Origin of the sequence: Methylobacterium sp. ME121 (genome assembly GCF_000974725.1) — a bacterium.
In the GTDB taxonomy this organism is placed as follows: domain Bacteria; phylum Pseudomonadota; class Alphaproteobacteria; order Rhizobiales; family Beijerinckiaceae; genus Methylobacterium; species Methylobacterium radiotolerans.
The window spans coordinates 115,580-137,719 of the sequence record NZ_BBUX01000009.1 but is presented as its reverse complement, the minus strand read 5'-3'; the positions used below and the strand labels follow the sequence as shown (position 1 = coordinate 137,719).

21 protein-coding genes are annotated in these 22,140 nt (G+C 72.1%); 6 read left to right on the top strand and 15 right to left on the bottom strand.

The features are described from left to right. The first annotated feature begins 192 nt into the window (after positions 1 to 192). The 3 genes from ME121_RS09365 to mscL are packed head-to-tail and all read left to right on the top strand — an operon-like array spanning position 193 to position 2,275. Positions 193 to 903, top strand: coding sequence for a phosphatidylserine decarboxylase (locus ME121_RS09365; protein ID WP_012318030.1), 711 nt, complete (start codon positions 193 to 195; stop codon positions 901 to 903). 7 nt (positions 904 to 910) lie between these two features. Beyond that, positions 911 to 1,795, top strand: a complete 885-nt coding sequence (locus tag ME121_RS09360) for a CDP-alcohol phosphatidyltransferase family protein (protein WP_059408720.1) — start codon at positions 911 to 913, stop codon at positions 1,793 to 1,795. Between the two features lie 60 nt (positions 1,796 to 1,855). Next, the gene (mscL, locus tag ME121_RS09355; RefSeq protein ID WP_024830829.1) at positions 1,856 to 2,275 is read left to right on the top strand and encodes a large conductance mechanosensitive channel protein MscL; all 420 of its coding nucleotides are present in this window, start codon (positions 1,856 to 1,858) and stop codon (positions 2,273 to 2,275) included. 16 nt (positions 2,276 to 2,291) lie between these two features. On the opposite strand, the gene ME121_RS09350 is transcribed toward mscL, so the two are convergent. The 14 genes from ME121_RS09350 to ME121_RS09285 form a co-directional block, all read right to left on the bottom strand. Further along, positions 2,292 to 2,567, bottom strand: coding sequence for a hypothetical protein (locus ME121_RS09350; RefSeq protein ID WP_012318033.1), 276 nt, complete (start codon positions 2,565 to 2,567; stop codon positions 2,292 to 2,294). 132 nt (positions 2,568 to 2,699) lie between these two features. After that, positions 2,700 to 3,113, bottom strand: a complete 414-nt coding sequence (locus ME121_RS09345; RefSeq protein ID WP_012318034.1) for a DUF1236 domain-containing protein — start codon at positions 3,111 to 3,113, stop codon at positions 2,700 to 2,702. Between the two features lie 125 nt (positions 3,114 to 3,238). After that, a complete protein-coding gene (locus ME121_RS09340) occupies positions 3,239 to 3,979 on the bottom strand; it encodes a NepR family anti-sigma factor (RefSeq protein WP_012318035.1) in 741 nt (246 codons plus the stop codon). A 163-nt stretch (positions 3,980 to 4,142) separates the two neighbouring features. Then, on the bottom strand, positions 4,143 to 4,928 hold the full coding sequence (locus ME121_RS09335) for a class II glutamine amidotransferase (protein WP_012318036.1): 786 nt from the start codon (positions 4,926 to 4,928) through the stop codon (positions 4,143 to 4,145). A gap of 78 nt (positions 4,929 to 5,006) precedes the next feature. Further along, complete coding sequence (locus tag ME121_RS09330) at positions 5,007 to 5,318, bottom strand: hypothetical protein (protein ID WP_012318037.1); 312 nt, start codon at positions 5,316 to 5,318, stop codon at positions 5,007 to 5,009. Position 5,319: 1 nt separating this feature from the next. After that, a complete protein-coding gene (locus ME121_RS09325; protein WP_012318038.1) occupies positions 5,320 to 5,979 on the bottom strand; it encodes a cytochrome c oxidase subunit 3 in 660 nt (219 codons plus the stop codon). Then, positions 5,976 to 7,652: a cytochrome c oxidase subunit I gene (locus ME121_RS09320; RefSeq protein ID WP_059408719.1), complete on the bottom strand. Its 1,677-nt coding sequence runs from the start codon at positions 7,650 to 7,652 to the stop codon at positions 5,976 to 5,978. The genes ME121_RS09325 and ME121_RS09320 overlap by 4 nt, the downstream gene beginning before the upstream one ends. Next, complete coding sequence (gene coxB, locus ME121_RS09315; protein ID WP_053620905.1) at positions 7,649 to 8,638, bottom strand: cytochrome c oxidase subunit II; 990 nt, start codon at positions 8,636 to 8,638, stop codon at positions 7,649 to 7,651. The genes ME121_RS09320 and coxB overlap by 4 nt, the downstream gene beginning before the upstream one ends. Next, the gene (locus ME121_RS09310; RefSeq protein WP_053620904.1) at positions 8,635 to 9,123 is read right to left on the bottom strand and encodes a hypothetical protein; all 489 of its coding nucleotides are present in this window, start codon (positions 9,121 to 9,123) and stop codon (positions 8,635 to 8,637) included. Before ME121_RS09310 ends, coxB begins: the two co-directional genes overlap by 4 nt. Next, positions 9,120 to 10,181 (bottom strand): hypothetical protein, encoded by a 1,062-nt coding sequence (locus ME121_RS09305; RefSeq protein ID WP_053620903.1) that lies wholly within the window; start codon positions 10,179 to 10,181, stop codon positions 9,120 to 9,122. Before ME121_RS09305 ends, ME121_RS09310 begins: the two co-directional genes overlap by 4 nt. Beyond that, a complete protein-coding gene (locus ME121_RS09300) occupies positions 10,178 to 10,708 on the bottom strand; it encodes a c-type cytochrome (protein WP_059408718.1) in 531 nt (176 codons plus the stop codon). Before ME121_RS09300 ends, ME121_RS09305 begins: the two co-directional genes overlap by 4 nt. Then, entirely contained in the window at positions 10,705 to 12,729 is a 2,025-nt protein-coding gene (locus ME121_RS09295) for a DUF3341 domain-containing protein (protein ID WP_053620901.1), read from the bottom strand. The genes ME121_RS09300 and ME121_RS09295 overlap by 4 nt, the downstream gene beginning before the upstream one ends. 2 nt (positions 12,730 to 12,731) lie before the next feature. After that, the gene (locus tag ME121_RS09290; RefSeq protein WP_059408717.1) at positions 12,732 to 15,704 is read right to left on the bottom strand and encodes a TAT-variant-translocated molybdopterin oxidoreductase; all 2,973 of its coding nucleotides are present in this window, start codon (positions 15,702 to 15,704) and stop codon (positions 12,732 to 12,734) included. Further along, entirely contained in the window at positions 15,701 to 16,360 is a 660-nt protein-coding gene (locus ME121_RS09285; RefSeq protein WP_012318046.1) for a cytochrome c3 family protein, read from the bottom strand. The genes ME121_RS09290 and ME121_RS09285 overlap by 4 nt, the downstream gene beginning before the upstream one ends. Before the next feature lie 401 nt (positions 16,361 to 16,761). Here ME121_RS09285 and ME121_RS09280 point away from each other — a divergent pair, with 401 nt between their 5' ends. From ME121_RS09280 to ME121_RS09270, 3 genes are all read left to right on the top strand, one after another. Next, positions 16,762 to 19,347, top strand: coding sequence for a P-loop NTPase family protein (locus tag ME121_RS09280; protein WP_059408716.1), 2,586 nt, complete (start codon positions 16,762 to 16,764; stop codon positions 19,345 to 19,347). A 142-nt stretch (positions 19,348 to 19,489) separates the two neighbouring features. Next, positions 19,490 to 20,683 (top strand): L,D-transpeptidase family protein, encoded by a 1,194-nt coding sequence (locus tag ME121_RS09275; RefSeq protein ID WP_059408715.1) that lies wholly within the window; start codon positions 19,490 to 19,492, stop codon positions 20,681 to 20,683. Between the two features lie 205 nt (positions 20,684 to 20,888). Beyond that, positions 20,889 to 21,830: an MBL fold metallo-hydrolase gene (locus ME121_RS09270; RefSeq protein WP_058606991.1), complete on the top strand. Its 942-nt coding sequence runs from the start codon at positions 20,889 to 20,891 to the stop codon at positions 21,828 to 21,830. Positions 21,831 to 21,839: 9 nt separating this feature from the next. Here ME121_RS09270 and ME121_RS09265 read toward each other — a convergent pair whose 3' ends face one another. Continuing rightward, positions 21,840 to 22,022: a hypothetical protein gene (locus ME121_RS09265; RefSeq protein ID WP_106427812.1), complete on the bottom strand. Its 183-nt coding sequence runs from the start codon at positions 22,020 to 22,022 to the stop codon at positions 21,840 to 21,842. Between the last annotated feature and the right edge of the window lie 118 nt (positions 22,023 to 22,140).

Genomic DNA, 22,140 nt, shown 5'->3' with positions numbered 1-22,140 from the left:
CGTCCGCAAGCCGGCGGGTTCTCGCCGCCGAATCGGCGCCTGAGCGGCACCCGGCGGCAGCGGGCGCGGCGGCCCGCGCCGCCCCGCGACCCCTGGAAAGTTGACGGCGGCCCGGCGGACTGCCATCCGCCGGTCCGACACGTCCGCCCGCCCGTCGTCCCCGCCCGCGCCCCTCTCGAGTCCATTGACCCCATGACCGACCTGATCGAGACGATCCGCCGGACGCTCGTGCCGATCCACAAGGAGGGCTACCCCTTCATCCTGATCGGCATCGTGCTGACGGTGCTGGCGGGCTACTTCTCCCAGTTCTTCGGCTGGATCTTCCTGATCCTGACCCTCTGGGTCTGCTACTTCTTCCGCGATCCGGAGCGCGTCACCCCGGTGGCCGACGGGCTCGTGATCTCGCCCGCCGACGGCCGCGTGAACCTCATCGCCACCGTGCTGCCGCCGCCCGAGCTCGACCTGCCGCAGGTGCCGACCCTGCGGGTCTCGGTGTTCATGAACGTGTTCGACTGCCACGTGAACCGTGTGCCGGTGGCCGGCCGGATCGGCCAGATCCACTACACGCCGGGCCTGTTCCTGAACGCCGAGCTCGACAAGGCCAGCGACGACAACGAGCGCAACGGCATGGTCATCGAGACGACCCATGCGGGCCAGCCGAAGCGGGTCGGCGTGGTGCAGATCGCCGGCCTCGTGGCCCGGCGCATCGTCGGCTTCGTCTCGGCGGGCGACGTGCTCGGCGTCGGCGAGCGGTTCGGCCTGATCCGCTTCGGCTCGCGGGTGGACGTCTATCTGCCGGCCGGCTCGACCGTGCTGGTCGGCCTCGGCCAGAAGGCGGTGGCCGGCGAGACGGTGCTGGCCGATCTCGGCGGCGGCCCGGAGCGGCTGTTCAAGCGGATCTGAGGCGGCCATGGACGATCTCTTCCCGCCCTTCGCGCCCGACCCGAACGAGCCGCGGCCGCGCCGGTTCAAGCCGGTGCCGTTCCGGATGATCGCGCCCAACATGATCACCCTGATGGCGCTCTGCCTCGGGCTGACGGCGATCCGGCTGGCCTTCGAGGGCAAGTTCGAGCCCGCCGTCATCGCCGTGGTGGTGGCCGGCGTGCTGGACGGTATCGACGGGCGGGTGGCGCGGCTGCTCAAGGGGACGTCGCGCTTCGGCGCGGAGCTCGACTCGCTCGCCGACTTCGTCAATTTCGGCTGCGCCCCGGCGCTCATCCTCTACGGCTTCGTGCTGTTCCACCTGAAGTCGGTGGGCTGGATCGTGGCGCTGATCTTCGCCATCGCCATGGCGCTGCGCCTCGCCCGCTTCAACGCGATGCTGGACGACCCGAACCGGCCGGAATGGAAGAAGGACTTCTTCGTCGGCATGCCGGCCCCGGCGGGGGCGCTCACCGCGATGCTGCCGCTCTACCTGCACTTCCTGGGCTTCGGCATCGAGACCTGGGCGGCGCCGGCGGTACTGATCTACGTGCTGTGCATCGCCCTGCTGGTCGTCTCCACGGTCCCGACCTACTCGGGCAAGACCATGGGCAAGCGGGTGCCGCGCAGCCTCGTCCTGCCGATCTTCCTGTTCGGCGTCGCGGCCTTCGGCATCCTGATCAGCTACCCGTTCGAGGCGCTGGTGGCGGTGAGCGGCGGCTACCTGCTGACCATCCCGGTGGTCGCCGCCCAGTACCGCCGCCGGCTCAAGGCGGAGCTGGCCGCCCCGGCCGGGGAACGGTCGGCCGCCGGCGCCGAGGCGCAGCCCGAGAGCGCCGCGGAGGCGCGGGCCGCGGCGGTGAAGCCGGACTAGGCACTGGCCGTCGCGGGATGATCCCCTACCTTGGCGGCGTTCGGCGAGGGGGATTCGGCGATGCTCGAGGAATTCAAGAAGTTCGCGCTGCGCGGGAATGTGGTCGATCTCGCGGTCGGCGTGATCATCGGCGCGGCCTTCGGGGCCATCGTCAATTCGGCGGTCCAGGACATCTTCATGCCGGTGATCGGCGCGATCACGGGCGGGCTCGATTTCTCGAACTACTACATCCCGCTGTCGTCGAAGGTGCAGGCCGGCCTGCCCTACGTGGACGCGAAGAAGCAGGGCGCCGTCATCGGTTACGGCCAGTTCCTGACCCTGACGCTGAACTTCGCGATCGTCGCCTTCGTGCTGTTCCTCGTCATCCGGGCGATGAACCGTCTCCAGCTTGCCGAGACCAAGAAGCCCGACGAGGTGCCGGCCGACGTGAAGCTCCTCTCCGAGATCCGCGACATCCTGGCGACCAAGCCGCGCGTCTGACGGCTCAGTTGACGGCTCAGTCCGCGCGCGTGTCGTCGTCCCGCGGCTTCACCCCGAAGGCGTCGAGGATCTGGTCGAGGGCCTGACCGACGGCGCCGGTGCCCTCCTCGTGGGTCTTGAGGCGGGTCTCGAGCCGGCGAATCTGGGGCTCGAACTCGTCCGGCACCGGGTCGTCGCCGAGGAAGCGCGGCTTGTCGGACCCGACCGGCAGGACGCTGCGCAACTGCTGGCCGAGATGGTCGCGCACCGGTTCCGGCAGGGTGGATTTCGGATCGGTGGGAGTGTCGCTCATGGTCGCCTCACGGGTCGAACCGTCATCAACGGCCGGACGGATGAAGCGTTGCGCCGGCGGCCGCGGCTGCGGGAATGCCCCCGGAGCCGGGCTCCGGGGGCGTTAGGGCCGGTGCGAGACCGGCCCAGGGTCTCAGTCGATGACCTCGACGATGCGGTGGCCGCGGTCGACCAGCACCGGGCGGTCGTTCACCACGGTGTAGCGGTAGCCCGGCTGCACGCGGTACTCGCTCGGCACGTCGTAGTAGGTCACGCCCGAGGCCGGCAGGGTGGTGCCGACGGCGACGCGACCGTCGTAGTCGTAGGAGCGGACGTTGCGCTCGCGGACATAGCTGCGGAAGCGCGGGGCCATGTCGACGCCGAGGATGCCGCCCACCGTGCCGGTGGCCGCACCGACCGCGCCGCCGACGATGCCGCCGATCGGGCCGGCCGCATCGGCACCGGCCGCCGCGCCGCGCTCGGCGCCCGGGATGGTGCCCTGGGCCTGGGCCGCCAGCGGCAGCGAGAGGGCGAGGGCCGAGGCGGCGATGAGGGTCTTGAAGGTCATGCGATGCATCTCCGTTCCGTGGTGTTTCGCCGCGCTGGCGCAGCGAAGCTCGGGCCGGTAACGCCCGATCCCCGGAATCGGATGCATCTTTTTTGTGGACTTCCGGCCCGGTTCGGGCCGGGCGCCTACGCGTCCTTCGGCATCGCCGACTGGATGAACCGGTCGGAGCCGAGGTCCTCCTCGTCGTAGCCCAGGAGCTCGGCGAGTCGGCCGCGGGCGCGGCTGACGCGGCTCTTCACGGTGCCGACCTTGCAGCCCATGATAGTCGCGGCCTCCTCGTAGGAGACGCCCTCGGCACCGACCAGCACCAGCGCCTCGCGCTGGTCCGGCGGCAGCTTCGCGAGCGCCGATTGCAGGTCCTCGACGTCGAGCCGGTCGCCCTGGTGCGGGGCGGTGGCGAGCCGGGCCGCGTAGGATCCGTCCTGATCCTCGACCTCGCGGACCCGCTTGCGATGGTCCGAGTAGAAGATGTTGCGCAGGATCGTGAACAGCCACGCGTTCAGGTTGGTGCCCGGCTGGAAGCGCGCGCGGTGCTGCCAGCCCTTCAGCAGGGTGTCCTGCACGAGGTCGTCCGAGCGGGCAGGGTTCGAGGTCAGCGACAGCGCGAAGGCGCGCAGCGACGGCACGGCCGCGAGCAGACCGTTGCGGAATTCCGGCTCGATCGCCTCGCCGCGGGCACGCAGGGCCGCCTCGAGCTTCTCGATCAGCTCGGCGAAGCGGGACGGCATCGTCTCCTCGCCGATCCGCTCGTAGACCGTGCGCAGGTGCTCACCGAGATGCGTGCGGATGCCGGGCGCCAGGTTCGGGCGGCCATCCCGAGTCCCGTCCTCCTGGGACAGGACGGTGTCGGTGTCGTCGCGGGTCATGCGTATCGCGCTCGTCAACTCATCGTGGCTCGACCTGTGGTCCGGAGCGGGTCGAGGTGGGGCGCTTGCCGGCTCGACCCGGTGCGGAAGTCCGGCCGATGCGCTCCTGTTACCGGAGTTCTAGCGCATCGGGCGCGGGCATGCACCCTCAGGCAAAACACACTTAAGCTAAGTTGCTCGGTCTCAACAGCCGGATCGCCCCGTCGCGCAGGGTCAGGACGTCGCCGCGGGCGAGATCGGTCCAGCACTCGTCCCGGGTCAGCGCCTGCGTGGCGATGACCGTCACCACGTCGTGCTCGGTGGTCTCCTGGGCGAAATCCACCTGCCAGTCCTCGTCGATCAGGGTGGCCTTCCCGAAGGGCGCGCAGCGGGTGAGGTAGCAGAGGCGCTTGCCGCAATGGGCGTAGAGGGTGCGGCTGTCGGTGAGCAGCATGTTGAACACGCCGAGCGCGTGCAGCTCGCCCGCGAGGTCGGCCACCGCCCGGTCGAGGGTCTCGGGCCGGGGCAGGGCGCGGAACCGGGCCTGGAGCCGGCCGAGCATCCAGCAGAAGGCGTGCTCGCTGTCGGTGGACCCGATCGGCATGAAGCCGCCCAGCGGCAGCCGCTTCACGCCCTTGAGCTGGCCGTTGTGCGCGAAGGTCCAGCGGCGGCCCCACAATTCCCGGGAGAACGGGTGGGTGTTCTCCAGGCTGACCCGGCCGCGATTGGCCTTGCGGACATGGGCGACGACGATCCGGCTCTTGATCGGCATGTCGCGCAGGAGCCGGGCGAGCTGCGAGCGGGCGCTCGGCTCCGGCTCGTGGAAGCTGCGGCAGGTGCGGCCGTCGTAGAAGCTGATGCCCCAGCCGTCGGCGTGGGGCCCGGTCTCGCCGCCGCGCCGGGCGAGCCCCGCGAAGGAGAAGCGGATGTCGGTCGGCACGTTGGCGCTCATGCCGAGCAGTTCGCACATCGTCTTGCAGCCGGGCCATGCGGGGAAGCGGCGACGTTTAGGAGCGTTCGGCCGCCCCGACAACGGCTTTCGCGCGGGTCAGCGGGCGAGATAGTCGGTCAGCGTCATGCCGACCATGATGGCGACCCAGAAGAAGCCGAGCCCCGAGAACAGCCGGATCAGCGGCGGCTCGTGGATCACCTCCATGGAGACGAGGAGGATCAGCGCCACCATCACGGCGACGACGGCGAGCTCGACGATCCAGACCTGCGCGAAGGGGAGGGTGGCGCCGAGGGTGACGTTGACGGCGAGAAGGGCCAGCAGCGCCAGGAAGGTGAGGACGGGCGTGCGCAGGCGCTTCCGGAGCAGGGCGCGCTCGTCGGCGCTCAGGGTCACGAGGGGGTTCCGCATCCTACCGGTTCACCACGTAGAGGATCGGGAAGGCCAGGATCCAGACGAGGTCGATGAAGTGCCAGTAGAGACCGTAGACCTCGATCCAGTTCTGGTGCCGAGCGAGGAAACCGGCCTTGGCGGCCAGCCAGGTCATGCCGAGCAGGAGTGCGATGCCGGTGAACAGGTGCAGCGCGTGCAGCAGCGTCGCGACATAGTAGAGGTTCACGAACAGCCGTGCCGCCGGCGTCTCGGCGAGCGCGAAGGGCCGGTCGGAGAGGAACGGCATCATGTGCTCGGCCCAGTCGGCGTAGTACTCGTAGCCCTTGAGCACGAGGAACAGGCCGCCGAGCGCCGCGGTCGCCAGCATCGCCCGCACCATGGCGCGCTGCCAGCCCATCCGCGAGAACTCGATTGCCATCGACATGGTCAGGCTGGAGCAGATCAGCACCACGGTGTTGGTGGCGCCGATCCAGAACTTGAGGTGCTTGGCCGCCGCGACGGTCGCCTCGGGGTGCTGGATCCGGGTGATCAGCGCCACCAGGAACAGGGCCGAGAACAGCAGGAGCTCGGTGATCAGCCACGCCCAGATGCCGAGCGTCGCCGCCGCGCGCTGCTGCGCGACGGTCTCGAAATGGTGCGCGCGGGCGACCCCGACGCCGTCGGCCAGGGGCGCGCTCATCCGTGCTGGTCCCGGGATTCCTGGGCCTGGATCGGGTAGTCGTAGGGGATGCGCGGCACCTCCGGCGGCGACAGGAAGTTGTGCGTCGGCGGCGGGGAGGCGGTCTCCCACTCGAGTCCCTTCGCGTTCCACGGGTTGGCGGGCGCCTTCCGCCCGAACCACAGGGAATAGACGAGGTAGAGCATCGGGAAGATGTAGCCCGCCGCCAGGATCGTAGCGCCCGCCGAGGACAGAACGTTCAGGAGCTGGAACTCGGCCGGATAGGTCGCGTAGCGCCGCGGCATCCCCAGATAGCCCAGGATGAACTGCGGGAAGAAGGTCACGTTGAAGCCGATGAAGATCAGCAGCGCCGAGACCCGGCCCCAGGGCTCGCTGTACATCCGGCCGGTGAATTTCGGCCACCAGAAGTGCAGGCCGCCCAGGAACGCCAGCACCGTGCCGCCGACCATGATGTAGTGGAAATGCGCGACCACGAAGTAGGTCGCGTGGATGTGCTGGTTGATGGCGAGCGTCGCGAGGTAGAGGCCGGTGAGGCCGCCGAGCACGAACAGTCCGATATAGCCCATCGCGTAGAGCATCGGCGTGTCGAGCCGCAGGGCTCCCTTATGGATCGTGGCGGTCCAGTTGTAGACCTTCACGGCCGAGGGCACCGCCACCGCGAAGGACAGGGCGGAGAAGACCAGCGAGGCCAAGTCGCTCTGGCCGTTGACGAACATGTGGTGGCCCCAGACGAAGAAGGTCACGGAGGCCAGCCCGATCGACGCGTAGGCGACGAAGCGGTAGCCGAACAGCTTCTTCTGCGCGAAGGCCGGGACGATCTCGGAGATCACTCCCATGCCGGGCAGGACCATGATGTACACGGCCGGGTGCGAGTAGAACCAGAACAGGTGCTGGAACAGCACCGGGTCGCCGCCATAGGCCGGGTCGAACACGCCGATGTGGAAGGCGCGCTCCGCGATCAGCAGGATCAGCGCGGTGGTGATGACGGGCGTCGCCAGCAGGAAGATCAGGCTCGTGGCGTAGTGCGCCCAGACGAAGATCGGCAGCTTGAACCACGTCATGCCGGGCGCCCGCATGGTGTGGATCGTGACCACGAAGTTGAGCCCCGTCAGGATCGACGAGAAGCCCACGATGGTCACGCCGATCAGCGCCGGCAGCACCCAGGTGTTCGAGAAGGCCGTCGAGAGCGGGGCGTAGAAGGTCCAGCCGGTATCGACACCGCCCAGCACCACCGAGGCCAGGGTGAACAGGGCGCCCGCCATGAACACGTACCAGCTCGTCAGGTTGAGCTTCGGGAAGGCGAGGTCCCTGGCCCCGATCATCAAGGGGATCAGGAAGTTGCCGAAGGTCGCGGGGATCGACGGGATCAGGAAGAACCAGACCATCACCACCCCGTGGATGGTGAAGGCCTTGTTGTAGGTGTCGTTGGTCATGATCGCGCCGTTGGGCACGATCAGCGCGAGGCGCACCACGCCGGCCGCCAGGGCGCCGATCACGAAGAAGCCGGTGATCGAGGCGAGGTAGAGGAGCGCGATGCGCTTGTGGTCGGTGGTGAGGAACCACGAGCGCAGAGTCGATTCCGCGTGCAGGTAGTCGGCCTTGCGCCCGATCGTGGATTCCGGGGCGTGGGGTTCCCGGCGGGCGGTGCCGCCGATGCTGCCCGATGCGCTCATCGTGTCGCTCCCGGCGGCGTCGCGTCCGCGGCCTTGCCGGAGGCCGGGCCCGTGTAGGATTTCAGGAAATCGATCAGCGTGCCGAGTTCGTCCGCCGGGATCCGGCCGGCGAAGCTCGGCATGACCTGCTTGCCCCCGCCGGCGAGCCGGTCGCCGTTCGGATTCAGGATCTTTTCGCGCAGCCAGCCCTCGTCGGCCGTGACGGTGCGGCCGTCGGCGAGCGTCACCTGGGATCCGTACAGGCCCGCGAGACTCGGCGCCTTCACGGATGAGCCGGGCTCGTGGCAGCCGGCGCAGCCATAAGCCTCGTAGAGGGCCCGGCCGGCTGCGACCTTGCCCTGCTGCGCGCCGGCATGGGTCAGCCAGTCCTGGTAATCGCCGGGATTCATGAAGGTGACCTCGCCGCCCATCACGGAATGGTCGGTGCCGCAATATTCCGAGCAGTAGAGGTGGTAGGTGCCAACCTTGTCGGCCTTGAACCACAGGTCGGTGTAGCGGTCGGGCAGGGCCGCCACCTGCATCCGCACGGCCGGCAGGTAGAGGGCGTGGATCACGTCCTGGCTGATGATGTGCAGGCGGATCGGCTGGCCGATCGGCAGGTGCAGGTTGTTGATCTCGGACTGACCCGTCGGGTGCTGGAACTTCCACATCCACTGCCGGCCGATCGCCTCGACCACCATGGCGTCGGGGGGCGGATTCTTCGACTGGATGAACAGCCGCGCGCCCCAGACGAAGAAGATCAGCGTCAGCAGGAACGGGATCAGCATCCAGCTGATCTCGATGAGGTTCGAGCGGATGCCCGAGGGGCTCCGGTCCGCCTCGGAGCCCTCGCGGTAGCGCAGGGCGAAGTAGGTGATCGCCACGAAGACCGGCACGGTCAGCAGCAGCGTCAGGACGGTGAAGGCCAGGATGAGCAGGTCGGTCTCGCTCGCGGTGGCGGAGACCGCGGCGGGCCAGAGCTGGAGGGAATCGTGGCTCGGCGTCATCGCGCAGCGGGCTCCGCCGGTTCGAGAGAGCGGCCGACGGTCAGGTCCATGGCGCGCCCGATCGGGATGCGGGCGCGGGTGCGGGCCTCGTCCCGGTAACCGTAGCCGGAGAGGTGCGCCGCGGCCGCCGCCCGCTCGCGGTCGAGATCGGCGTAAGGGTCGGCCTGCAGGTTCGGCGGCGGCGGCGCCAGCCGCGTCGTCTGCTGCGGCGTCAGGGCAGGGAGCGCCCGCCGCTGGCTCGCCGCGAAGGTGCCCATCAGCCAGACCATCGTGCCGACGACCGCCAGCGCCGTCAGCGCGAGGCCCGCCATCACCAGCACGGTGTTGCGGACGTTGACGTCGCTGGTCTCGTGCCCGGGATCGTCGGGATCGCGCTGGGAATTGGCCGCCGGGCGCGGCGGCCGCCCGTTCAGGAGGCCGGTGCCGCGCAGGGTCAGCCCCGCCAGGATCGCCGGGATCAGGCCGGTGGGTCCGTCCGCGCTCACGCCGGCCTCCCGGCGCGGCGGGCGTCGGAGGCCGCCCGATCGGCGCGCGGACGCATCAGCGGGCGCAGCGCGGCCGCGAGGCAGGCCACGGCGCCGGCGGCCAGCACGTCGCTCGGCCGGAGGACGAAGCGGTCGCGCACCGCCGGGGTGATCAGCCAGAACATCTCCAGGGCGTGGACGGCGAGCGCCGCGCCGGCCAGGATCCGGGTGGTCGGGCGCCCGGGCCGGAGGGTCGCGAGGCCGGCCAGCACCACCACCGCGCCGGCCACGATCGCCAGCGCCCGCCCGACCCAGCCGCCGCGGGCGAAGTACCACGCCACCTCGGGCGGCAGGTTGGCCGACCAGACGATCAGGAACTGCACGAAGTGCAGGTAGGCCCAGAGGCCGAGGAGCACCACGAGGGGCACCAGCCGGCCTCGTCCGGGAGCCGTGCGACCGCGGCCCACGGGCTCCGGCTCCTCCCAGGCCAGCAGGATCGCCGCCGCGAAGGCGAGGCCGCTCCACGCCGTCATGACCAGGAGGCCCAAGAGGGTCGAGTCGAGCCGCGGATCCAGGGAGGCGACGACGTCGGTGACGAACAGCGTGCCGACGACCGCGTGCAGCCCCACCGCCGGCACGGTCCGCCCCTCGCCGGGCGCGTCGAACGGCTTGGCGAAGCGCAGCGCCAGCCAGATCCAGGCCGCGAGGTAGACGATCACCCGGACCGCGAAGAACGGCACCGTGAACCACAGGGCGGCCAGGGGCGTTCGCGCCGGGGCGCTCACCCAGGGATAGAGCAGGGGCGCGGCGGCCAGGAGCGGCAGCGCCAGCACGGCCGCGACCGGCATCAGCGCCGTCAGCCGGCGCAGACCCGCCAGCATCTCGATGCCGCCGCGCGCGCGGACCCGCTCGCCGAAGCGCTCGGCGACGATGACCACCGGCAGGGCACCGACCGGCAGGGCGAGGAGGACCAGCCACGCCGCGAGATACGAGGCCGCGGCTCCGCGCCATCCGCCCGCGGTCAGGCAGACGGCCAGGAGGACGAGGCCGGCGAGGCCGAGCAGGGCGGGGCGCCTCACGGCGTCGCCTCCAGCCGCGCGCGATCCTCCGCCGGCAGGCCCGCCACCGGGGCGTCCTGGCTGAGCTGCAGGGCGCGGACATAGGCGACGATCGCCCAGCGGTCGGCGGAGGGGATCATCTGGGCCATGCCGAACATCGCCTTCCGGCCGTTCGAGATCGCGTCGTAGAGGTCGGACGCGGAGGCCGCCCGCACGGGCCCAGCCGTGAGATCGCCGGCGGACGGGAAGCCCCGGGCCACGATCATCCCGGCGCCGCGGCCGTCCTGCCCGTGGCAGGGTGTGCAGAATACCCCGTAGCGCTCGCGGCCCTGGTCGAGCAGCGCCCGGCTGATCGTCTGCGGCTGCGGCGCCGCGCGGGCCGGATCGCTCCGCGGCACGGTGCCGGCCACCGGCTGGCGCATGGTGATCTCGCGGGGGAAGAACGGGTTCCTGTCCCAGGTCTTGGCCCGGGCCTGATCGGCCATGTCGGCCTCGCCGCAGGCCGCGAGGGGCGCGAGAGCCAGGCAGGCGAGGAGGGCGCGCCTCATCGCGGGATCCGCCGGATCTCGAGGGGGCGGCCGGCCTCGGCCGGCAGAGACGCGAGCCGCCGCTCGATCCGGCCCGCGTCGAACCGGTCGCCGCGCGCCTCCGCGGAGAGGAAGAACCGGTCCTCCGAGGCCCGCAGGAAGCCCGGGATGTTGAAGGCCGGGTGGTTCAAGCGGGGCAGGCGGTTGAGCACGAGGAGCGCGAGGTGGATCGCCACGCAGCCCGCCATCATCGCGAAGGAGACGCTCGGGACCACGAAGGAGGGCCAGGACAGGCGCGGGCGTCCGCCGATCAGGAACACGTAGTCGTAGGCCGTGGCGTAGACGCACATGGCGAAGAAGCCGAAGCCGCCGAGCAGGGCGCCGCCGAGGGCGTAGGGCAGGATCGAGCGCCCCTCCAGGCCCAGGGGCCGCAGGGTGCGGGGCATCGGCACCGGGCCGTGCCCGTCGAGATGGACCTGATCCGGGCCGAGCCCGGAAACCGCCTGGAGGGCGGCCGCGAGGTCGCCCTGGCTCGCGAAGGTCGCCGACACGCCCCACAGGGGCGCGGTGACCGGGTTCTCCTCCGGGCGGCCCGTGGCCCGGGACGCGGCCGCGCGGGCGGCCTCCTGGGCGGCCGGCGACACCGTCAGGGCGAGGCGGCGGCTCTCGACGATCGAGACGGCCGGCAGGTAGCGCAGGAACAGGAGCAGCAGGGTCAGGAACAGCCCGATCGAGCCCGCGAAGGTGGCGATGCCCCAGACGTCGGTCGTGTAGGGCAGCCTCGAGGAGGGCAGGAAGTCCTGGGTCAGGGTGACGACCAGGACCATGACGTGGTCGGCGTAGGCGCCGATGGCCACGAGGAGGCCGACCGTCGCAAGCGCCAGCGGCGCCGTGCGGGCCCGGGCCGACCACAGGATCTGGGCGGGTAGGACGAGGCACAGGACCGCCGTCCAGGACACGAGGGCGTGGTCGCCGGTCATGCGCCGGACCAGGACGCCGCGCCCCTCGGCGTCGCCGTTGAGGAACGTGTCGAAGTACTCGGCCGCGTAGCAGTAGGCGCTGGCGCAGCCGAGGCAGAGCAGCAGCCGCCCGAGCACGTCGAGGTGGCGGTCGGTCACCAGGGCGTCGAGGCCGTAGACGCGGCGGATCAGCATCACGATCACCGCCGTGACGCCGACGCCGGAATAGACCGCGTTGACCAGGAAGCTCACCGGCAGCAGCGTGCTGTGCCAGCCGGGCATCAGCGAGCCCGCCAGCATCACCGAGGCCCCGGTCTGGACCGAGACAACCAGCAGCACGCCGAGCAGCGCCACCGTCCGGTAGGCCTGGACCCAGATCTGCCAGTGGGCCGCCGAGCCGCGCCAGCCCGAGGCGAGGATGCCGTAGACCTGCGCGCGCAGGACGGCGAGCTTCCGGGTCGGCGCCTTCGTCTCCAGCTGGCGCATCGCCTCCAGGTGCGCCCGGTCGCGCAGCGTCGCGAGGTCCGGCAGCAGGCCGATGAACCAGAGGCTCACGCAGATCACCAGGAAGGACACGATGTCGATCGCGTCCCAGAGGAGCGGCGAGCGGAACTGCGGCCAGAGATCGTAGGTGTTGGGGTAGGGCAGGTTCCAGAAGAAGAACCAAGGCCGCCCGAGATGGATGATCGGGTAGAGCCCGGCGGCCGCCGTGGCCAGCAGCGCCAGGGTCTCGGCGACGCGGTTCACCGCCCCGCGCCACTCCGCGCCGAGGAGGAGCAGGATCGCCGAGACCAGCAGGCTGCCGGACGCGACGCCGATCCACCAGTCGTAGCTCGCGATGTCGAGCGCCCAGACGACGGCGTTGTTGTTCGCCCAGATGCCGGGGCCGGCGTAGAGCAGGTAGCCGAGGGTGAGGAGGAACAGGCCGAGGAGCGTGGCCGCCCCCGCGAAGGCGATCCACCAGCGCCGGTTGCCCGGATGGGTCAGCGGGATCGCCGTGACCGCGCCGCCGATCCCCTGGAGGGTCTCGTCGGGCCGGCTCAGGGATCCGGGCTGCGTGCCGCCGGAGAGGGCGCCGGACATGCTCAGCCCTCCCGTCCGTCCGAGTCCGCGGCGGGCGCGAGCCCGGCGAGGTAGGTGGTGCGCGGCCGCGTGTTCAGGTGGCCGAGGAGCGCGTATTCCCGCGTGTCCCTGCGGGCGGCCGAGACCTGGCTCCCAGGGTCGGCGACGTTGCCGAAGGTGATCGCCCGGGTCGGGCAGGCGCCCTGGCAGGCGGTCTCGACGGTCCCGTCGGGGATCGGCGCGTGGGCATCCTTGGCGGAGGTGATCCGGGCGGCCGTGATCCGCTGGATGCAGTAGGTGCATTTCTCCATCACGCCGCGGGACCGGACCGTGACCTCGGGATTGCGCTGCTGCTGCTCCACCGGGGTCATGCCGCCGGTATAGTCGCGGTAGTTGAAGCGGCGGACCTTGTAGGGGCAGTAGCTCTGGCAGGTCCGGGTGCCGACGCAGCGGTTGTAGACCTGCAGGTTCAGGCCCTCGCTGTCGTGGAGCGTCGCCTCCACGGGGCAGCCGAGCTCGCAGGGCGCCTGCTCGCAATGCATGCAGGGCACCGGCTGGAAATGCGTCGTCGGCGCGTCGAGCGCGCCCGCGTAGTAGCGGTCGACCCGCAGCCAGCCCATCCACCGGCCGAGAGCGACCTCCTCGCGCCCGACCACGGGGATGTTGTTCTCCGCTTGGCAGGCGGTGACGCAGGCGTTGCAGCCGATGCAGGCGTCGAGGTCGATGGCCATGCCCCATTGCGCGGCGACCCAGCGATCCTGGCTCTCCGGGGGCGGGTAGAACGAGGCGGGGGCCGGCGCGCCCTTGGGATCGCCCGCGGGCGCGGCGCCCAGGACCTGCACGCGCACGAGATCCTGCCCCTCCATCGTGCCAAGATGCTGGGTTGTCACCGGCTTGCGCGCGCGGCCGGTCTTCGTCAGCCGGGCGCCGGCGAGCCGCCAGGTCGAACCGGCCGGGCGCAGGGGCGCGGAATCGTAGCCGAGGCCGCGGGCGAGGTGGTCCGGCACGTCGCGACCGTAGCCGAGGGTGAGGGTGACGCTGGCTTCGGCCTGGCCGGGCAGGATCCAGGCCGGCCCCTCGACGGCGCGGCCGCCGGCCTCGACCCGCAGGATGTCGCCCGTCGCGATCCCCTCGCGCTCGGCGAGGCGCGGGCTCACCGCGACCACATTCTCCCAGACCACCTTGGTCAGGGGCTTCGGGAGCTCCTGCAGCCACGCGAGGTCGGCATGGGTGCCGTCCCAGATCGTCGGATCGGGCCGGAACAGCACCTCGACCTCGCCCGCGGGCGCGGGGGATGGAGCGGCCGCGGGGGCCGCGGCCTGCGTCAGCGCGACGGTCTCGGCCGGGCGCGCGCTGCCCGCCCAGAAGCCGAGGCGCAGGGCTTCCGTGAAGCGGGTTTCGAGAGCCGCGTCGTCCTCGCCGGCATTCCGCGCCTGCGCCTTGAGGAGGCCCAGCGCGTCCTGGCCGCTCTCCCCACCCTCACCGCCGGCCAGGAAGGCCAGCATCTCCGCCGGCGTGCGGCCGTTGTACAGGGGCGCGACGGTCGGCTGGATCAGCCCCACCGTCCCGTCGAGGGATCGGATGTCGCCCCAGGATTCCAGCGGGTGGGCGGCGGGCAGGTGCCAGTCGGCGTGCGCGCCGGTCTCGTCGTAGTAGAGCCCCGCGTGGATCTTGAGCGGCACGCGCGCCATCCGGGCGGCGAAATCGAGGGCGCCCGGCGCCTCGTAGACCGGATTGGCGCCGAGCACGACGAGCACCTGGACGGCGCCCCGATCCATCGCCTCCGCGAGCTCCGCCAGGGTCCCGGCGCCGGTCTCCTCCGCGGGCGCCGTGTGGACCAGGGTCGCGCCGGTGTTGCCGAGGGCGCCGTTGAGGCGGTGGACCAGCGCGTGCAACTCGGGGCTCGCGGTCAGGCCGGCGGTGACGATGCCGCTTCCCCGGGCCCCGGCGAGCGCCGTCCCGGCGCTCCGCGTCCAGCGCGCGACGGGATCGTCGCCCGCAGGGGCCGCGCCGCCGGCGGCCAGGGCGAGCAGGTCCCGGGCGAGGTCCTCCAGCCGGCCGGCCGGGACCACGAGGCCGCGATCCGCCTTGGCGCTGGTCAGCGTCGGGGTCGGCGCCGCCGCGTGCAGGGTGAGGAGGCGGCCCTCCGCGTAGGCCGCGCGCCGCGCCTCGCTCCAGCGCCGCGACAGGCCGACCTGGCCGGGCCCGAGGTCCAGAAAATCGCCGTCCAGCGCCACGATGGTGCGGGCGCGGCCGAAATCCGGGATCGTCTCCAGCGGCCGGCCGTAGGCCTGGCGGGCGCCCTCGTAGATCCCGGCGCGCCCCGCCCCGGCGCCGGTGTACCAGCGCGAAGCCGGGTAGGCGGCCCGCAGCCGCGCGATCTGGGCCGCCACGCCCGGCGACGTCACCGGGCCGGTGAGCAGGGCGAGGCCCTCGCCGCGGCCCGCGCGCCAGCCCGGCATCCGCGTCTGCAGGTCCGCCCGGAACGCCGCCCAGGAACTCGGCCGGCCGAGATGCTGCACCGCCTGGGAGCGGAACGGGTCGTAGAGCCCGAGGACCGAGGCCTGGGCCAGCACGTCCGTGCCGCCGCGGCTCCAGGGATGCTCGGGATTGCCCTCGATCTTCAGGGGGCGGCCGTTGCGGGTGGTGACCAGGATGCCGTTGCCGAAGCCGTCGAACAGGGCCGAGGAGGCGTAGGACAGGTCCGTGCCCGGCACGATCCGCTCGGGCTGGTTGACGTAGGGCACCTCGTAGTCGCGGCCGCCTCCGCCGCCGCAGGCGGTGAGGCCGCCCAGCGCGAAGGACGCGGCCATGAGCTTCAGGAAGCCGCGCCGCTCCGGGGCGGCGGCGAGCCGGGACGCCGACGGGAACTCGGCCGCCAGATAGGCGCGGAACTCCGGGCTGTCGGCCACGGCGTCGAGGCTGCGCCAGAAGCGCGGCCCGTCGCCGCCGGCGAGTTTCTCGCGCAGGGCCGCGATGTCGGGGGCGCCGGTCATCGGTGGCAGATCCCGCATTCGGTCAGCCGCTCCCCGCCGCGGATATGGTACTGGGCCACGAGCTTCGGGCCCAGGGTCGCCTGGTCGGACGGCGGCTTCCAGGTCATGTTCCAGACCTGATCCGGCGTGCGGACGTATTTCTCCGGGGCCCGGTGGCAGTCGAGGCAGAACTGCATCTCGAAGGCGTTGGCCCGGTAGGTCATCTGCATCGACGTGACGTCGCCGTGGCAGGTCGAGCAGCCGATCCCCTTCGTCACGTGGACCGAGTGGTTGTAGTAGACGTATTGCGGCAGCTTGTTCAGCCGCTTCCACTCCAGCGGCTTGTCCTGCGCGTAGCTGTCGCGCACCGGCTTGAGCATCTCGGAGCCGGTCCAGATCTGCGAGTGGCAGGTCATGCAGGTGTGAGTCGGCGGGATCCCGGCGGTGGCCTCCCGGTCGACCGTGGTGTGGCAGTAGCGGCACTGGATGCCGAGCTCGCCGGAATGGTGCTTGTGGCTGAACGGCAGCGGCTGCGCCGGCGCGATCCCGACGCCCGTGACGTAGTTCGAGCGCACGATCCCGGCCGCCAGGACCGGGAGACCCACCAGGCAGGCGACGCCGGTCATCAGGGCGAGGCGGTAGAGCGCGTCGGCCCCGGGAGTGAACAGCTGCGCCATCAGGCCGGCCCGCGCCTGGCGACGGCCGTGAGATGGCGCTCGGTCGTCTCAGCCCCTCGCCGCAAGCCTCGCCTCACCCTCTGGTCCCGGTCGACATCGTGCGGCGCGCCGGACGCCCGCGCGAAGGGAACCGGGGCGCCCGCGGCGCCGCGGGCCCGAGCCTCGCGGAACCGAGCCCCGGCGGCGCCGCGCCCCATCGTGCCCGATGGTTTTAACGCTGGAGCGCTTCCAAACCAGGGCCACGACCGGAAACAGGCCGGCCGACATGTCGCAGCGGCCCGCGGCAGGGCTGGCCGAGGCCCGCGGCAGGCCCCGCCACATCTGCCGCGGCACTTCCCGTGACCGGCGCTAGAGCCTATTCCCCCGCGACGGTCCCGACGCCCGATCCTGTCCGGAGACGCATGGAATCCGATCCTCTCCTCCTGACGTGGCGCGCCGCGCGGCCCCAGCACACCGTCGCGGCGGCCCTCGCGGTCGGGATCGGCGCGCCGCTCTGCGCCCTCGCGCTCCTGTGCCTGCGCGACCTGATCGCGGTCCTGCCGCGCGACGAGGCGCCGGTGCTCCCGTTCCTGCGCGTGGCGGCGCAACTCCCGGGCGGGGAACTGGTGCTCGTCCCCGGCATGCCGATGCGCCCCGCCGAGCTCGAACTCACGGCCTTCCTGTGCATCGCGGTCTGCGCCCTGGCGCTGGCGGGTGTCGGCTGGTTCGTGGCGCGCCTGTGCTTCAAGGCGCAGAACAAGGCCGGGGACGCCGTCCGCGAGGGCGTGCTGCAGGCGATCCTCGACGCGCCGGCGGGAGCCCGGGACGAGGCGCGCGGCCTCACCCGGATCGTCGGCGAGGTGCTGGCCCGGGCCGACCGCCTGCTCGCGGCCGGCATCGTCCTGCCGGCGATGACCCTCGCGGCGCTGATCCTGGCCCTCGGCTTCGCGGCGCTCGCCGCGCCCCGGCTGGTCCCCGCGGCGGTGATCGGCCTCGCGGCGATCGGCCTCGCCTACGGGCTGGTGCTCGAGCGCGCGCGCGACCGGCAGGAGCTGCGCCTGCGCTCGAGCGCGCGCGCGGAGGAGAGCCTGAACGACCTCGTCCGGCGGCTGCCCGCCGTGCGCAACCACGGGGCAGCGGCCATCGAGCGCCGGCGCATCGCCGCCCGCGTCGCCGCGATGCGGACCAATGTCGGGCGGGCCGAGGCGCGGCTGGCCTATGCCCGGGCGCCCGCCCTGGCCCTGGCGGTGATCCTGCCGGCGATCGCCGCCGGCACCGCGCTCTGGCGCTCGGGGCCGGGCCAGCCGCCCGCGGCGCCGGTGGATCCGGCCGCCCTCGTGGCGGCCGTGGGCGCCTTCGGCCTCGCCGGCTGGCTCGCCGCGATCTGCGCGCGGCTCTGGATGGTCCGCAGGTCGGTGCGCCCGCGCCTGCGCGACCTCGCCCGCACCATCGCGGCCCTGGAGGGCCGGCGGGCACGGGCCGCCCGGACCGGGGCCACCGCCCTGCCGCTGCCCCGGTCCGGGATCCTGGCCACCGAGGGCGTCGGTGCCTTCGACCCGGCCACGGGCGAGCGCCTGACCGGCGTCGACGTCGCCGTGTCGATGCCGGGCCACGTGGCGATCACGGGCAGCCGCGGCAGCGGCGCCCGCGCGCTGGCGGCGGTGCTGGCCGGGCAGGTCGAGCCGACGGCCGGTGCCGTCACCTACGCGGGTACGGACCTGCGCGACTTCGACGCCGCCGAGCGCGCCCGGCGGATCGCCTTCACGTCGGGCGAGGCGATCCTGATGGAGGGCTCCCTCCGCCAGAACCTGCTCTACGGAACCGATCCGGCGACCGCCCCCGACGACATCGCGCTGATCGGCATCAGCCGGCTCACCGGCCTCGACGGCTTCGTGTACGCCCGCGGTCTGACCGGGCGGCTCGATCCGGCCGCCCAGCCGCGGCTCGCCGCCGCGATCGTCACCGCCCGCCGGACCATGCGGGTGGCGCTGGCCGCCAAGGGCGCCGAGCGCCTCGTCGAGCCCTTCGATCCCGACCGCTACAACAACCAGGCGAGCATCGGCGAGAACATCCTGTTCGGCGAGCCGGTGGGCGGCACCTTCGCGCCCCTGCGCTTCGCCCGCCACCCCTACCTGCGGGCGGTCCTGGAGGCCGAGGGGCTGGTCCGCCCGCTCACCGAGATCGGCCTGTCGGTCGCCCGCAGCACGGTGGAGATCTTCGCCGACCTGCCCAACGACCACCCCCTGTTCGACGCCTACTCGCTGTTCCAGGCGGCCGAGCGGGGCTATTTCGAGGATCTCGTGGTGCGCCTGCCCAGCGCGGCGAGCCTGCGCCGGGGGCCGGCGGGCCAGCGCGACCGCACGCGGCTGATCGGCCTCGCGCTGCGCTACAACGAGTCCCGCCACCGCTTCGGCCTGATCGACGGCCTGTTCGAGGACCGCCTCGTGCAGGCGCGTCGGTCCTTCGCCCGGATGCTGCCGCCCCACCTCGCTGGCGCGGTGGTGTTCCACGACCCCTCGCGGGTCAATCCGGCCGCGAGCCTGGAGGAGAACCTGCTGTTCGGCCGGATCAGTCTCGGCGAGGCCAATGCCGAGCCGCGGGTGCGCGAGCTGGTGCGCCGGGTGCTGGCCGACGAGGGCCTCGAGGCCTCGGTCTACGGCCTCGGCCTCGACAGCAAGGTCGAGATCCAGCCCAGCACCGGGGCGCTGGCGGACGGCGCGATCAACGCCCGCGAGCGGGTGGCGATCGAGCTGAGCCGGTGCCTCGCCCGCGACCCCGACATCCTCGTGGTGGCGGTCGCGATGGACGAGCGCAAGGCCGAGGGCGCGCGCGAGCGGCTCGCCCAGCTGCGGCAGGCGCGGGCCGGGCGCGGCCTCATCGTCTGCCTGCCCGAGACGGGCCTCGCGGAGAGCGCCGCGCCGTTCGACGCGGTGATCGCCGTGGAGAACAGCGCCGTCGTCGCGCCCGTGCCGGCGGATCCCGAGCGGGAGCCGGCGCCGACGGCCTGAGGGTGACCGTCGGTTGTCCGGCCGCGCCGTCGCGGCGCCGGACGGACCGGACGCGCAGCCTCACGGCCGCCGCAATAATCCGTCAGGTCGCGAGGCCGCGCCCGTCCGGCAGCCATCCCGGCCGATCCAGCGCGGACGGTTCATGCCCCTGTCGACCTCGCTTCCTCTCGCCGCCGGCCTCGTTCTGCTGGCCCTCGCAGGCCCGGCCGCCGCGCAGGCGGGCAAGGCCGAGGCGCCGATTCCGGCCGCGACCCTCGCCCTGATGGCGCAGAAGGGCGTGACGGCCGCCTCGCCGGTCCTGTTCCGGGCCTACAAGAAGGAATCGGAGATCGAGGTCTGGAAGAAGGGCGCGGCGGGCTATGTCTACATCAAGACCTTCCCGATCTGCCGCTGGTCCGGCCAGCTCGGGCCGAAGCGCAGGAGCGGCGACCGGCAGACCCCGGAGGGGTTCTACGCCGTGCCCCGGCGCCAGATGAACCCGAACTCACACTACTACCTGTCCTTCGACGTCGGCTATCCCAACGCCTACGACCGGGCCCATGGCGGCACCGGCTCCGCCGTGATGGTGCACGGGATCTGCTCGTCCATGGGCTGCTTCGCCATGACCAACGGCACGGTCGGCGAGATCTACGCCATCGCCCGGGACGCGCTGAACGGCGGGCAGGCGGCCTTCCAGTTCCAGTCCTACCCGTTCCGGATGACGGCCGAGAACATGGCCCGCCACCGGACCGATCCCAACATCGCCTTCTGGCGGGACCTCAAGGCCGGCTCCGACCGGTTCGAGGTCAGCCGGGAGGAGCTGCAGGTCTCGGTGGTCGCCGGCCGCTACGCCTTCGCGCCCGCGCGGGATCCCGCCGTCGAGGCGGCCGTCACCACCCGCCGGGCGGTCGAGGAGGCACGGATGACCGCGCTCGCCGAGGCGGGCGAGCCCGCCGTCCGCACCACCTATTCCGACGGCGGCCAGAACGCCTTCTGGGCGGCCTACACGGCCCGGGGCGGGGCGGTGGGGGACATCAGCCGGCCGGAAGCCCTGGCCTTCGCCGGCCAGGAGGTGGTGGTCGTTCCGGGCCACCGCGCCCATCGCCCGGTGCCCGACACGGTCTGGGCCGGCTGGGCCGCGCCCGAGTCGGGCCTGTCGCCGCGGCAGATGGCGGGCTTCGTGCCGGTCTACGAGCGCGCGCCCGATCCGTTCGGGGCGCTGGTCGCGCCGCTCCCGACGCGGTACAGCGACGCACTCCCGTCCTGGCTGGCCGCGGGACTCGCCGGATCGGCGGCCGGACGCCCCATTCTGGCCGGATCGACGGCCGGTCTCCTGGCCGCCGCGGAGCCCCTCTGAGCATGCGAAGGCCCGTCGCGGCGGCCCGTGCGTGTGCGCGGACGCACATCACGGCCGCGTGCGGCACACCAATTCATGATACGGCAGGGGATGAGCGGTACACCTGCTCCGTCGGCCTGCCGTATTCAAAGCTACCTTCCCGGAACGGCGACGGGGTTTCGATCATAAGTGATCGGGACTGACTGTCCGCGGATTCGTGATCGCCATGTCGAACAGTTCCGAGCCGACCATCCTGGCGGCCGACCAGGACCTCGCACTCCGCTTCTGGGGCGTCCGCGGCTCGACGCCCGTCAGCGGCCCGCAATACGCCGAGTTCGGCGGCAGCACGCCCTGCATCGAGGTGCGGTGCGGCCAGCGCATGTTCATCGTCGACGCGGGCTCGGGCATCTACAACCTCGGGCAGGGTCACCGGACCGATCTGCCCCAGGAAGTCGACCTGCTGTTCAGCCATCTGCATCTCGACCACACCGCGGGTCTGCCCTTCTTCAAGCCGGCGGTCCTCGATCCCGACCGGGTCATCAACACCTACTGCGGCAACCTCGGCGGCGAATCGGCCGGGCCGACCCTCGACCGCCTGTTCGCGCCGCCGCTCTTCCCGGTTACGCTCGACAAGCTGTGCTGCACCTTTCACCACCACGGCTTCGAGGCGGGCCAGACCCTGGTCTTCCCGGACGGGACGCGGGTCGCCACGATCATGCTGAACCATCCGCAGGGCTCGGTCGGGTACCGGTTCGAGCACGGCGGCCGGCGCCTGTGCCTGATCAGCGACATCGAGCACAGCGACCCGTGGCCGGATCCGGAGCTCGCCGCCTTCGTCGCCGACGCCGACCTGATGGTCTACGACGGCATGTTCACCGACGGGGAGTATCCGACCTGCCGGGGCTGGGGGCACTCGACCTGGCAGAAGGGCGTGGAGCTCGCCCGGAACGCGGGCGTCAAGGCGCTCGGGATCATCCACCTGCACCCGGCCCATTCCGACACGGCGCTGCGCGACATGGAGGCCGACCTCCAGGCCGAGATGCCGACGGCGTTCATCGCGCGCGAGCGGCAGAGCCTGATCGTGGGCGCGCCGCGGGCGGTGAGCGGCCGGCCGAGCGGACGCCCGGCCGTGGCGCGGGAGATGCGCCGCCGGATCAAGGTTGCCTGAGGCGCGGAGTCAGGCGGAGCGCCGCCTGCGGGTCCGGCTGTACCGGGCCCAGGTGAACAGAACGAACAGCGCGACGCCGATGATCAGGATGCTCCAGCCGTAGTTGCTGACGAGCTGCGCGTCGATCGGGTGGCCGACATACCCGAGCGCCACCAGCAGACCGAACACCGCGATCGCCGCGGAAACGAGCATCCCTACAATCATCGAAGTCCCCGGCGCGTCCCATCCGCGCGATTCGGCAGGGCCGTATGGTGGGGAAGAATGCACGGCGGCCGCACCCGTTCCAGCGCTGTGACCAGCGTCGCGCCGG